Source organism: Flavobacterium petrolei (genome assembly GCF_003314435.2).
Taxonomy (GTDB): Bacteria; Bacteroidota; Bacteroidia; order Flavobacteriales; family Flavobacteriaceae; genus Flavobacterium; species Flavobacterium petrolei.
On record NZ_QNVY02000002.1, the window covers coordinates 110449 to 123075 of the forward strand.

The following is a 12627-nucleotide window of genomic DNA, read 5'->3' on the forward strand; positions in this document are numbered from 1 at the left end:
TTAATTATCTAAAGACGATTTAGTCAATCGCTCTTTTTGTAATATCTCCAAAAGCGTCAATTCTTCTGTCTCTAAAAAATGGCCAGTTTTGACGCACATTTTCTTGTAAGTCTAAATCTACTTCGGCTATCAGGATTTCCTCTTTGTCGTGTGAGGCTTGCGCCAAAATTTCACCTTGTGGTCCCGCAATAAATGAAGATCCCCAAAACTGAATTCCCGCCGTGTCAGGCAAGTATTGCTCTAAACCAATTCTATTTGCCGCTGCAACATATACGCCATTCGCAACTGCGTGACCTTTCATAACACTCATCCAAGCACCATGTTGGTTTTCACCGTACTGCTCTTTTTCTTGTGGATGCCATCCAATTGCTGTTGGGTAAAACAACACTTCAGCACCTTGTAAAGCAGTCAAACGAGCTGCTTCAGGATACCATTGATCCCAACAAATTAAAGTTCCGATTTTTCCTTTTTTGGTTGGAATTGTTTTAAAACCTAAATCACCAGGAGTAAAATAGAATTTTTCATAAAAATGAGGATCGTCCGGAATGTGCATTTTGCGGTACAATCCTGCTTCTGAACCGTCTGTGTCAATGATGTACGCACTATTATGGTAAATCCCTGCCATTCTTTTTTCGAAGAAAGGAACAATAATTACCACGCCTAATTCTTTTGCTAAAGCGCTAAAAGCAATAAACGAAGTACTGTACAATGGTTCTGCTAAAGCAAAATTATCTACATCTTCACTTTGACAAAAATAATGACTGCTGTATAATTCTGGTAACGAAATCACTTCGGCACCAAGGTTGGCGGCATCACGAACCCAACTGATACATTTTTTCAAGTTGTTTTCGGCAATATCATTAAGATTCAATTGAATGACCGCTATTTTGTATTTTTTGTTTGGCATGACTAAAATTTTAGATTGCAAAAATAGTTATTTCCAAAGAGATTTATAAATCGTGATGAATAAATAATATTTAAAATATGATAGATTTATGATACATAATAAAAAATCTTCGTTTTATAAGAAAATTTGTTCGTTGTAATTTTATTATTCTTTTTTAGAGATATAAAATTCACATAAAACTAACACCTTATTGATTTATGAAAGTGCTTTTTTATTGCTCAAAATCAACCTTATTCATTTTAAAATATTCTAATGGAGATACGCCTGCAATTTCTTTAAAACTTGTAAAAAAAGGGTTGTAGGAGGTAAATCCAACCTTTTTTGATAATGAATCTAAAGTGTTATTTTTTAGGTAGTTTTGTTCAATTTGATTAATGGCGTCATGGATTCGAATCACTTTTTTATATTCAGAAAATGAGATTGTTGAGTGGTATTTAAATAAATACGAAAGATGGCTTTTTGGAATTTTTAGACTATTTGCTAAGTCTGAGATTGTAAGTTTTGAATTTCTAAATAATTCATATTTCAGTGAAATGGACTCAATTTCCTTGATATAATCAATAATATTTGAATCTATTTTTTCTTTGAGAACCAAATGCTGTTCGTTATTCAATTCAATATTAGTACTCTTCTTCCAAATATCATTCAAGACTAAAGTATTATTTTTATTCTCATTAATCTTCTGGTGCAGTACATTATAACCATAAAGAATTTCTGGAGAACGTAGTATTTTAAATAAAATGGTTAACCAAATCAGCGCGGATATCCATTGATAACTGTGTCCTTTAATGCTTTCACCAAAATAGATTTCCATTGAAATTGATATGAAGAGCCTGAATATGGTAAGTATTAGTCCAATAAATAAAAAAAGTGTCCAGTTATTTATTAATTTATTTTGTTGCTGAATCACTTTTATGTCTCCTTTTCTAATCCAAATGGTAGTCCTTAACATTTGAAAACATAAAATAATATACGTTATAGCAAAAATAAAAAAGAGTCCATATAATATTATTTCTATTTGTTTTGAATCAAAATCGAAATGCTCTCGATAAATCATAGCTAAAAATAATGCTACAGGAAATATAAAATGTAAAAGCTCTTTCGAATTTAGTTTCCTGTAATTTTCAGATAAATTTTTAAAGTACAGATAGCAAATAGGGATTACTACCAGTGAGAAGTTTGAATATTTGAAATAAGTTGTTCTAAAATTGGAATCAAAAATGAAATTTGTCAAACCGGATAAGAAAAAACGCAAAGAAATAATAAGTATAAATAGAATGATGTATAAGTTCATTATTCTATTGGATTTATAATTAGTAAAAATTAAAAATGTAGTTATTAATCCAATTAATCCAGTGATAATGAAAAGTAAATTTGAAAGCATTTTTGTTAATTTTTTCTGGATTTAAAATTACATTTTTTTTTTAGAGTTGAATTACTAAGTTACTATAAATTGAAAAATAACTCACAGATAATTTTGAATGCTTTTTTTTAAGTTTAGAACTCGTATTTAATACTTCGAACAACAATTATTTCGCCATTTGTACTCTTGATATTATAGTTTTAGAGTTACTAAAAACTGAAAAGTTCTTACTAATCAACTGCATTATCGTTTAAATGCATTTTTTATCGATGAAATACATTTATTTTGGATTAATATTGTTAAAAATAAATTTTATGAGGTACTTACTTATACTTTTTACTGTGACTTTTCAAGGTCAAGTTATGCACCATCAAATGCTTTCTTCACAGGGGCAGTCAACAAGAATGCCAGATGGTTTGATGATTAGACAAACTATTGGGCAGCAAAGTGTCACTGGCAATTCAATTGGTAATGCTGTCGTCATACAGGGGTTTCAGCAAAGTCTTTGGAGTAATTACATTGTTTCCAATGATAAAATTGAAATTACGACACTAACTTATCCCAATCCTTTTACTGAAACGGTCAATTTTCAATTCTCGGAGCCGGTTATTGATCTTATTACTATTACTGTTTTTGATATTTTGGGCCGTTTGATATTTGAACAAAAAAAAGCATCAGTCAACACTATTTTAACAATTAATTTGGCACAGTTGTCAAGATCAGAATATCTCGTGCGATTAAATGCCTCTAAATTCACTTTATACACTAAAATTATTAAACAATGATGAAAAACTACCTACTGCTTGTAATGTTAATTGCGTCCTGTCAATTATTTTCCCAAGAAATTTATTTGAATACGGGAAAGAATTTTACAAAGTATAATTATAAAAATGGCTTTGGGCAAGCAGATCCTGACCTTCAAAGCGGAACTGGTAATTTTTATGAAATTGGGTTTAATAAACCGTTACCAAATAAGCACATGCTTTATTCTTATGGACTTTCTTTGAATGAATATAATGCCTTAGGCGGCAATGTAGCGAATTCCTATAGTTGGGAAACTAAATATCTGGGTCTTAAAGCAGGATTGGGATTTTCTTTTTTTCCTATGGATGATCTTCATAAACTAAATTTTTTAGTGCAAGCTGGTATTTTGGGCGAAACCATAATTTACGGAAAACAAAAAATGGATGGCGCGTTTTATGATTTAGTACACCAAAAAGAATTTTCGGGAGTAGTAGTGGAACCATCGATGGGTTTTCAAGTCAAGTATCGCGTTCCTTCCTTCGGGTCTTTAAGTGTTGGTTATAATTTAGGTCAAACTTATAATGTTTCCAATTCGACCACTGAAAAAACATCATTTATGACCCATCAGTTACAATTGGGTGTTCATTTTCCAATCAATTAAAATTTAATTATGAAAAAAATAATTCTACTTATTTTCCTTTTTATTGGTGCCAAAAATTTTGCGCAAAGTAATGGGATAACTTATCAGGCCGTAATTTTGAATCCAAAAGGAGAACAAATACCTGGAGTAAATAATCCAAATGCTTTTTTAGTCAGTAAAGACATTTGTATGTTGTTTAAATTTGTTGACGAATTTTCTAATGTAGAATATCAGGAAGTGATTCAAACAAAAACAGATGAATTTGGAATGGTCAATTTGATTATTGGATCGGGATTGCAAACAGCTGGGTATGCATCTTCTTTTGATGAAATCGTATGGAATGCTGTCAGCAAAAAATTGATAGTGGCTGTTAATACTAATGGAAGTTGTAGCTCATTTACTGAAATAAGTAATCAGCCCTTTAACTCAGTTCCTACCGCCTTTTTTGCTAAAAATGCCGAAAATGTTACCGGAGTGGTCCCTATAGAAAATGGAGGTACAAATGCCGTTACAGTTCTTGGTGCTAAAACTAATTTGGGACTTGAAAATGTAGATAACACTACTGATTTGAATAAACCAATGAGCACTGCTTCAAAATTGGCATTGAATTTAAAAGAAGATACGATAAATAAAAGTACTAATATAACTACAGATGGAAATTCAGATATTAAATATCCAACTGTAAAATCTGTTAAAAACTTTGTTGATTCAAGTGTTTCTTTCAATTTATCAGTTTTGAACAATGAGATTTCAAGAGCAACTTTAGCGGAAAATGCTATTGCAAACAATTTGGTTTCTGAAACGGAAAGAGCAACTTTAGCGGAAACGACCATTGCAACAGCTATCACTTCCGAAACAAACCGTGCTACTTTAACAGAAGCTACTTTATCAACCAACTTGACTACTGAAGTAAATCGTGCAACTTTTGCAGAAAGTACTTTATCAACGAACTTGACTACAGAAGTATTACGCGCCACAACCGCCGAAGCAACTAAAGAAGATGCTGGAAATAAAAGTACCGATGGAAGTTTTATTTCAAATTCAGATGTGAAATTCCCCACCGAGAAAGCAATTAAGACTTATGTGGACGCGAGTGCTTTATCCAATTCTTTGGCCTTGAACAATGAGATTTCGAGAGCAACTACTGCCGAAAATACAGTCGTAGCGAATTTGGCTACAGAAACAAACCGTGCAACTTTAACAGAAGCTACTTTAGCAACGAACTTAACTGATGAAACAAACCGTGCAACTTTGGCGGAAGCTACTTTATCAACGAACTTGACTACAGAAGTATTACGCGCCACAACCGCCGAAGCAACTAAAGAAGATGCTGGAAATAAAAGTACCGATGGAAGTTTTATTTCAAATTCAGATGTGAAATTCCCTACCGAGAAAGCAATTAAGACTTATGTGGACGCGAGTGCTTCATCTAATTCTTTGGCCTTGAACAATGAGATTTCAAGAGCAACTTTAGCGGAAGCTACAAACGTAAGTGCTATCAACTTTGAAACAACCCGCGCTACCTTAGCGGAAACTACTTTATCAACGAACTTGACTACAGAAGTTTTACGCGCCACAACCGCCGAAGCAACTAAAGAAGATGCTGAAAATAAAAGTACCGATGGAAGTTTTATTTCAAATTCAGATTTGAAATTCCCCACCGAGAAAGCTACTAAAACGTATGTAGATGTAAATATTGCAACTTCAAATTCCATAACGCAAACATTATTAGATTCAAAAGCACCTTTGGAATCGCCAATATTCACGGGAACACCTTTCGCTCCAACTCCTGCAGCTGGAACTGCTACAACACAAATCGCTACAACGAATTTTGTTACAAGTGCTATTGCTGATTTTAGTACAAATACAAGTGCAAATTTTGTTGATTTAACAACGAATCAAACCATTGCAGGAACTAAAATTTTTACTTCAGATGCAACTATTAATGGAGTTACGGTAGGAAGAGGAAAATTTAACGAAAATTCAAATGCTGTTATTGGTAATCGTGCAGATATGAGTTTTGACGGTATTACAAATTCGGTTGCCATTGGAGCAAATGCCATAGTAACGGCTTCTAATACTATTCAATTAGGTTCTGACGGAAGTGGTTCTCACACTGCTGTAACCAATGTAAATACAAGTGCGGTAATTACGGCTTCTGGATACAAAATAGCAAGTGGTACAGCTTTACAGTATTTGATGGCGAATGGAAGTGTTTCAACAGGAGCAGCTGTAGTAATTGAAATTGCAGATGAATTTAATTTAACTGAATCTGTAGTGACTTTTTCTTTATCTCAAACTCCATCACCTAATAGTAAAGTGAAAATGTATGTGAACGGGGTTAGAATTAGTAATTCATCCTATTCTTCAGCTGGAACAATATTAACATATGTTCCAGCAAATAATGGTAACTATGCATTATCTGTAGGAGATAGAATTCAGTTTGATTACTCATTTTAATAAATTTTTTACATAAACTAAAAGCATGATGATAAAAAAAATATTAATTTTTTTAGGGTTATTTCTTAATGGTTATCTAACTTGTGCACAGGGTCCCTGCGTTGTAGGAAATATTTATGCAAATAGCACTTCAATTTGTAAAGGAAATAGCTCCTCATTTTCACTGTCAATTCCTAATGGTACAATTCAATGGCAACAATCTAATGATGGAGTAAATTGGACAAATGTTACCAGCGGCAATAGTTCCACAAGTGCTACATCAGGTAGTACGGCTACTGTAAGTTTTTCTTATACAAGAACCCAGCAAAATTACACAATACCAAGTGGTGTAACAACTATAGTAGCTGCTGGTATAGGCGCAGCTGGAGGTCATGGATCTTCTGACTTTAATGGAAGAGGGGGTTTAGGTGGACGATTAGTTTCAAGCCTTACAGTTACACCAGGTGAAATATTAAGTATTTTTGTTGGCCAAATTGGAGGCAATACAGTAGTTGCCCCTGGAACTGGGAAACAGGCAGATAACCTATGGGTAACGGGTGATGCCAAAGGCGGATTTAATGGCGGTGGAAATTCAAATACTGGCGGTGCTGGCGGTGGTGGTGGTGCTACTGATATTAGGCGTGGCGGTAATACTTTAGCTGATAGAGTTTTTGTAGTTGGCAGCGGCGGTGGCGGTGGCAATCAAAGAAGGATAGGTGAATCAGGCGGAAATGGCGGAAATGGAGGAGGAGCGACAGGAGCAAATGGTGTCGCAGGCAGCGGCGGCGGCGGCGGCGGAAATGGAGGGACTAACTCAACTGGAGGGAACGGAGGCGCTGGAGCGACCAATGGAACATTAGGACAAGGTGGAGACGGTGCAACTGTTAGCAGGAATGGCGGCGGTGGTGGCGCTGGATATTATGGCGGCGGCGGCGGCGGTTTTGTAAATGATAAAGCTGGCGGCGGCGGCGGCGGCGGTTCTTCTTTTAGTTCAGGTTCTATAACAACTAATACACAGGGGTATAGCACTGCAACTGGAAATGGTTCATTAACTATAAGTTATAGTGCACCAGCACAAACAACTTCTATTTATAGTACTCCAAATTTGTTTTCTAATATATACTATAGAGCAGAAGTTTCAGATATTTCTTGTAGCACAGCTTATACTACGCCAGTATACATTTCAGTAATTGATGCTCCTTCTTTAACCTCTTCGGCAGGAACAGATTCACAAACAGCTGCTATCAACAATCCAATTTCAAATATTACCTATTCAGCTACTAATGGTATTAGTATTAGTAATGATGGTGTGGCAGGTGCAAATGGATTACCTCTTGGGGTTTCAGCTTCATTTGTCTCAAATGCGATTACAATATTAGGAACTCCAACAAGCAGTGGTGTATATAATTACTCAATACCATTAACTAGTAATTGTGGAATAACTAATGTTTCAGGTACAATTACTGTTGCTAATTTATCTGCTACACTTAATAATTTCAATGATGTTACAAAAATTTATTTTGATGGTTCATTTACAATTACCCCTCCTAATACCGATAGTACCGGAGCTTTTTCTTACGTAAGTAGTGATACCAATGTTGCCACAATTAGTGGTACAACAGTTACGATAGTTGCTGCGGGTGTATCAACAATAACAGCCACTCAGGATGCAGATGCTACTCATTTATCCACTACGATAAGCGCTGATTTAAATGTAAAAGCCGTTACAGTAGTAACCAAAAATGGTGAAATAACAAATATAAAACCTAATTATGTTAATAAAATTGGGGCTATTGGTACCAGTAGTGGAGTAGGTGTAAACGGAGAAATAAAATTAACAAAAACATCCAGTATCACTCTTTTTACACAAGTAACTATACCATTTGAGGAATATTTTGACTTGGAAGCAGGTTCTCTTTGTGGTGGATCTTGTTTTGATATTGTAACTTCAAATTACGATCTTGTATTTGCGGCAGGAGGGGGAACAATACGTGCAAGAATGTGGTGGAATAATCAATATACAGATATGGCAATGGTCTATGATAAGTCTTTTGATAATCTTTCATCAGCAGATATAGCTAATTATTATTATTGTGATTATATTGGTGATCCAAATTTGAGTTGTATTAATGTTGACACACCTCCAACAGATTTTGTTGGAATATACCATACAAATAGTGGAAATTATTATGCCGTTCAATATCTAAGCGAAGATACTAGTGGAGTGACTTTTAAATATAAAAGACTTAATTAATATAAGAGACTTTTAAACTAAAAAAGGTTCAACTTTGCAGTTGAACCTTTTTTATTATCTAAGAGAATATATTTTTTACACTTTTCCTAGCGTATATAATTGCTCCATTGTAGGAGTTAAACTTCCACCTTTAGGTTCAAGTGTAATACCAAAAGCTTCTGCTTCATTGGCATTATTCACTGCAAATAATTTTTGTTCATTTACATCAAAATCTTCCAATAATCCAATGCTGGTAGGAGTCAACGGGCTTAATTTCAATGCCCAAACCTGATATACCATTCCTTCAGGTGGTTCTGGTAAACCGGCAGCATCAATATAAACAACCTTGGTGTCTTGATTCCAATATACTTTTGCAAAAGATTCTGGAGCAACTGATTGTCCACCAAGGGTTACAACAGTATTTTTAGTGTCTCTTACAACTGCTAAACTGGTTTCATTAGCTGTGTTTTTTAATTTTAAGACATTAAATTCTTTTTCTAATTTGGCTTTTTCAATTTCAGTATTTGTAACCTGAGTTGACGTCTGATTCAACTGATTATATTGGTAACCAATACCAACCAATAATAGGATAGCTGCTGCCCATCCAATGTATTGAGATCTATTTGTAGTAGGCTCTAATTGAATGACTTCGGCATGTTTCAGCTCTAGTTTCTCTTTGATTTTTTCGAAATTAGCTACCGAATGAAATGGTGAAAAGCTTGATGAGATTGCAATAATCGCTTTTTCAATAGCTATAATTTCAGCATTTATTTCCGGGTTACTTTTTGCCATAGCTGTAACTTCTTCGTTTTCAGTTTCACTTAATAAACCGTAAACATAAAGTTCCAGAATTCCTGATTCAATATATTCTTTTGTTTCCATTATACTTTCAAATAATTTCTTAGATCGTTAATACAATTTCTATTTTGCGTTTTTACCGTTCCTAAAGGAATTGCCAATTCGTCCGAAGCTTCCTGCTGGGTGTAGCCTTTAAAAAACAGTAAATCAATTATTTGAATACATTTTGGTTTTAGTCTTTTTACAAATTCCTGCAAACCTATTGTATCCACTTTGTCTGATAGTTTAGAACTGTCTTCAAAGTGATTTACGAAATTATCAGTAGAAAGGTTTTTTTGACTATTATTAAAATTCTTAGAACGCAACTTATCAATAGAAGTGTTTCTGGCAATATTCAGAATCCAAGTGTAGAATCTTCCTTTGCTCTCATGGTAAGAATCAATATTCTTCCAAATTTTTACAAATACTTCCTGAAGCACATCTTCTGCTTCTTCTCTGTTTTTTACAAGAACATTAATAACCGAAAATAAACTTTTGGAATACATATCATATAAATGTGTAAATGCCCTTTCGTCTTTCTTATAAATTAATACTAACAATTCTTCTTGACTCATATCTTATATTTTACAATTACAAACTTATACAATCTTAATTAAAAATAACATAATATATAGTTACCAACATCAAAATAAAAACAGTTTCACTTTTTTTAAGTATTTAAAAAGTTTAAAATCAAATAGTTAAATATTATTTTAATTTTTTTTTAGGATTTTTAAAACCAAATCGGAAACAATCCCGTAAATGCATTTATAACCTTTTAATTTAAAACAAAATGAAAAAAACAAAAATGCTTTTAGGTCTATCGCTAGTGGCGGTTTCGGGCTTAATTTTAGTTGCAGCGGATCACATTGATGCACCGGCTACAATGTCAGGAGACGCAGGAGATATTACGGATGTTTATGCTTTTCAAGGGCAAAACACAAGTAATTTAGTATTTGCAGTAAACACTCAAGGATTGTTAAGTCCTAATGCTACTGGTGCTGCCACATTCAAAGATAATGTGATGGTTGAGATAAACATTGACAATAATGGTGACAATGTTGAAGATTTAGTGATTCAGGCAATTAAGAAAGATGATAAGATGTATTTCTTTGGACCTGTAGCTCCAGGAACAACTGGAACTTCAAGTACCGTTAAAACTGCATCAGCCTCAGGAAGTGTTACTATCTCTAAATATGGAACAGCAGCTTTGACTGCAGAACAAAACGGAATGAAATTTTTCGCAGGGCCAAGAGACGATCCTTTCTTTTTTGATTTAGGTCAATTCAAAGCAATTCTTGGCGGAACAGCTACAGGATTTAACAATCCGGGTACAGACACATTTGCAGGTACCAATGTAATGTCTATAGTTGTTGAGGTTCCAAAATCAATGTTGGGTTCATCAAGTACTGTTGGTGTTTGGGCTGAAACTAAGAAAAAACAATAATTAATTTTATTTAAAAAAAGCAAAAACATGGAATCGAAGATTTTCGATTTCGAAAAACTTAAAATTTAAACATCATGAGTAAAACAAATAAATTCAAAATTATAACAATCGCACTAGTAGCTGCAGTTGTTTCAGTAAATTGTGACAATGACGATTCAAATAATGATCCAGTAGCTAGCTTGGATTTTTCTGGAACTTTTGTTCAGCAAGATCAAATGGCAAGACCGGCAATCAACACTGTATTCGTTGCTTCAGGACAACCTAAAGATGATTTCAATGCTGCTATTCCATCAGCAATGGGAGCAAAATACCAACCTATTTTTCAATCCAGATTATTGGCTTTGAATCCTGCATATACTACAAATGCTTTAGGACAAACGGCTGCTCAGCTGACTGGTCTTTTAGCAACAGATGTATTAGGAGTGTCTAAAACAGCACCTACAACTTTCTTTGACGGAACTAACGTTTTGACAGGAAGAGCTTTGGCGGATGACGTTATAGATGTTGAATTATTATTGATTTTTGGTGGACCAACTGGTGCTACTAATCCACAATTGACTAAAGATAATGTGAATGCAAATGATAAGGCATTTGGAACAACTTTTCCTTACCTAGCTTCTGCTTGGTAGTATTTCCTCAAAAAAAACAGAGCGTTTACAGCAATATTATTCGCTCTGTTTTTTTTAATAAAACAAACAAACAAACAAAATAATTAGAGTATGAAAACTTTAAAAATAACTTTCCTTTTTGTTTTCACAACGCTACTTTTATTAGGTTGTGAAAGTAAATCAGAAGAAATCACCAGCAAAGAAGACTATTCTAAATACTTGAGTTTAAAAGACAATAAATCGTTGTCTTTTGCTCACAAAGAAATTGATTTTTGGCAAAAAAAATATGATGCTGCTCCAAATCAAATTAGTTATTTAAGTCAACTTGCAGCTAATTACAGTACACTTTTTGAATATACCGGTGATATCAAAAACTTATATAAATCAGAAGATTTATTGACTCAGTCAAATGAAGCATACAATTATTCAAGGGTTTCAACTGTTCGATCATTGTCAAGAAATTATATTTCACAACATAGGTTTAAGGAAGCACTTGAACTAGCCAATAAAGCATTAGCCATTGGTGAAGGAAAAAAAGAAACTCAAAAACTATTGTTCGACGTTCAAATGGAATTGGGAAATTATCCGGAAGCCGTTAAAAATTTGAATGCAATCAGTGACATGAATAGTTTTGATTATTTGATTCGTTTGGCAAAATGGAACGATCACAAAGGGGATTTGAATACTGCCATAACATTCATGGAAAAGGCAAGAGATATTGCTGAAAAAGAGGATAATAAAGGACTTAAAATTTGGTCGTATTCCAATTTAGGTGATTTTTATGGACATGCTGGAAGAATTCAGGAATCATATGACAGTTACTTAAAAACATTAGCGCTAGATCCTAATTATTCCTATGCTTTAAAAGGAATTGCATGGATTGTCTTTTCTAAAGAAAGAAATGTAAACGAGGCCAATAGAATTATTGATGCTATTGCAGCTTCACACAACACACCTGATTTTTATTTATTAAAATCTCAAATTGCTCAATTTGAAGGTAATAAAACTGAGGAAATGAAAAACAGAAATGCTTATTTTTCCATGATGGAAAAGAATAATTATGGTGCAATGTATAATAAATACAATGCTCTTATTTATGCTGATGACAAACAAACCGCTCAAAAAGCGCTAGAAATTGCCTTAATTGAAGTAGATCACAGACCTACTGCTGATTCCTATGATTTATTGGCATGGGCGTACTTAAATATGGGCGAAAATAAAAAAGCATTAGAAATTGCTCAGAATCATGTGGTTGGAAAATCCTTTGAACCTAAGATACAATACCACTTGGCAATGATTTACAAATCAAATAATTTAGCGCTTAAAGCGAAACCTATTAAGGAAGAATTACTATCCAGTTTGTATGAATTGGGACCTAATTTCGAGAAAAAGTTAAATCAATTGTAGTG

Annotated in this window: 11 protein-coding genes; 7 read left to right on the top strand and 4 right to left on the bottom strand. The window is 33.8% G+C overall.

The features are described from left to right. Positions 1–19 precede the first annotated feature (19 nt). Together DR871_RS06965 and DR871_RS16410 are read right to left on the bottom strand one after the other, a co-directional pair. On the bottom strand, positions 20–907 hold the full coding sequence (locus tag DR871_RS06965) for a carbon-nitrogen hydrolase (protein WP_091170395.1): 888 nt from the start codon (positions 905–907) through the stop codon (positions 20–22). Positions 908–1118: 211 nt separating this feature from the next. Beyond that, positions 1119–1721, bottom strand: a complete 603-nt coding sequence (locus DR871_RS16410) for a helix-turn-helix domain-containing protein (RefSeq protein ID WP_165355314.1) — start codon at positions 1719–1721, stop codon at positions 1119–1121. Positions 1722–2584: 863 nt separating this feature from the next. Between DR871_RS16410 and DR871_RS06975 the strand changes: the two genes are divergently transcribed. The 4 genes from DR871_RS06975 to DR871_RS06990 are packed head-to-tail and all read left to right on the top strand — an operon-like array spanning position 2585 to position 8347. Then, positions 2585–3055, top strand: a complete 471-nt coding sequence (locus DR871_RS06975) for a T9SS type A sorting domain-containing protein (RefSeq protein WP_165355315.1) — start codon at positions 2585–2587, stop codon at positions 3053–3055. Further along, positions 3052–3675 carry a hypothetical protein gene (locus DR871_RS06980; protein ID WP_113665942.1) on the top strand — a complete coding sequence of 208 codons (624 nt, stop codon included), beginning with the start codon at positions 3052–3054 and terminating at the stop codon, positions 3673–3675. The genes DR871_RS06975 and DR871_RS06980 overlap by 4 nt, the downstream gene beginning before the upstream one ends. Positions 3676–3684: 9 nt before the next feature. Further along, the gene (locus DR871_RS06985; RefSeq protein WP_113665941.1) at positions 3685–6114 is read left to right on the top strand and encodes a hypothetical protein; all 2430 of its coding nucleotides are present in this window, start codon (positions 3685–3687) and stop codon (positions 6112–6114) included. A gap of 25 nt (positions 6115–6139) precedes the next feature. Continuing rightward, complete coding sequence (locus tag DR871_RS06990) at positions 6140–8347, top strand: glycine-rich protein (protein WP_113665940.1); 2208 nt, start codon at positions 6140–6142, stop codon at positions 8345–8347. A gap of 75 nt (positions 8348–8422) precedes the next feature. Here DR871_RS06990 and DR871_RS06995 read toward each other — a convergent pair whose 3' ends face one another. After that, positions 8423–9208 (bottom strand): anti-sigma factor, encoded by a 786-nt coding sequence (locus DR871_RS06995; protein WP_113665939.1) that lies wholly within the window; start codon positions 9206–9208, stop codon positions 8423–8425. Continuing rightward, positions 9208–9738 (bottom strand): RNA polymerase sigma factor, encoded by a 531-nt coding sequence (locus DR871_RS07000; RefSeq protein ID WP_091170368.1) that lies wholly within the window; start codon positions 9736–9738, stop codon positions 9208–9210. Before DR871_RS07000 ends, DR871_RS06995 begins: the two co-directional genes overlap by 1 nt. Before the next feature lie 218 nt (positions 9739–9956). On the opposite strand from DR871_RS07000, the gene DR871_RS07005 reads away from it, so the two are divergent. From DR871_RS07005 to DR871_RS07015, 3 genes are all read left to right on the top strand, one after another. Then, complete coding sequence (locus DR871_RS07005; protein ID WP_113665938.1) at positions 9957–10610, top strand: DUF4331 family protein; 654 nt, start codon at positions 9957–9959, stop codon at positions 10608–10610. Positions 10611–10684: 74 nt separating this feature from the next. Continuing rightward, on the top strand, positions 10685–11239 hold the full coding sequence (locus DR871_RS07010; protein WP_091170361.1) for a DUF4331 family protein: 555 nt from the start codon (positions 10685–10687) through the stop codon (positions 11237–11239). 90 nt (positions 11240–11329) lie between these two features. Beyond that, positions 11330–12625, top strand: a complete 1296-nt coding sequence (locus DR871_RS07015) for a tetratricopeptide repeat protein (protein ID WP_113665937.1) — start codon at positions 11330–11332, stop codon at positions 12623–12625. The last annotated feature ends 2 nt before the right edge of the window (positions 12626–12627 follow it).

What these genes read in the sequence shown, in the direction of transcription:
- DR871_RS06965 (WP_091170395.1), bottom strand. Translation starts at nt 907, where the DNA reads ATGCCAAACAAAAAATACAAAATAGCGGTCATTCAATTGAATCTTAAT.
- DR871_RS16410 (WP_165355314.1), bottom strand. Translation starts at nt 1,721, where the DNA reads ATGGAAATCTATTTTGGTGAAAGCATTAAAGGACACAGTTATCAATGG.
- DR871_RS06975 (WP_165355315.1), top strand. Translation starts at nt 2,585, where the DNA reads ATGAGGTACTTACTTATACTTTTTACTGTGACTTTTCAAGGTCAAGTT.
- DR871_RS06980 (WP_113665942.1), top strand. Translation starts at nt 3,052, where the DNA reads ATGATGAAAAACTACCTACTGCTTGTAATGTTAATTGCGTCCTGTCAA.
- DR871_RS06985 (WP_113665941.1), top strand. Translation starts at nt 3,685, where the DNA reads ATGAAAAAAATAATTCTACTTATTTTCCTTTTTATTGGTGCCAAAAAT.
- DR871_RS06990 (WP_113665940.1), top strand. Translation starts at nt 6,140, where the DNA reads ATGATGATAAAAAAAATATTAATTTTTTTAGGGTTATTTCTTAATGGT.
- DR871_RS06995 (WP_113665939.1), bottom strand. Translation starts at nt 9,208, where the DNA reads ATGGAAACAAAAGAATATATTGAATCAGGAATTCTGGAACTTTATGTT.
- DR871_RS07000 (WP_091170368.1), bottom strand. Translation starts at nt 9,738, where the DNA reads ATGAGTCAAGAAGAATTGTTAGTATTAATTTATAAGAAAGACGAAAGG.
- DR871_RS07005 (WP_113665938.1), top strand. Translation starts at nt 9,957, where the DNA reads ATGAAAAAAACAAAAATGCTTTTAGGTCTATCGCTAGTGGCGGTTTCG.
- DR871_RS07010 (WP_091170361.1), top strand. Translation starts at nt 10,685, where the DNA reads ATGAGTAAAACAAATAAATTCAAAATTATAACAATCGCACTAGTAGCT.
- DR871_RS07015 (WP_113665937.1), top strand. Translation starts at nt 11,330, where the DNA reads ATGAAAACTTTAAAAATAACTTTCCTTTTTGTTTTCACAACGCTACTT.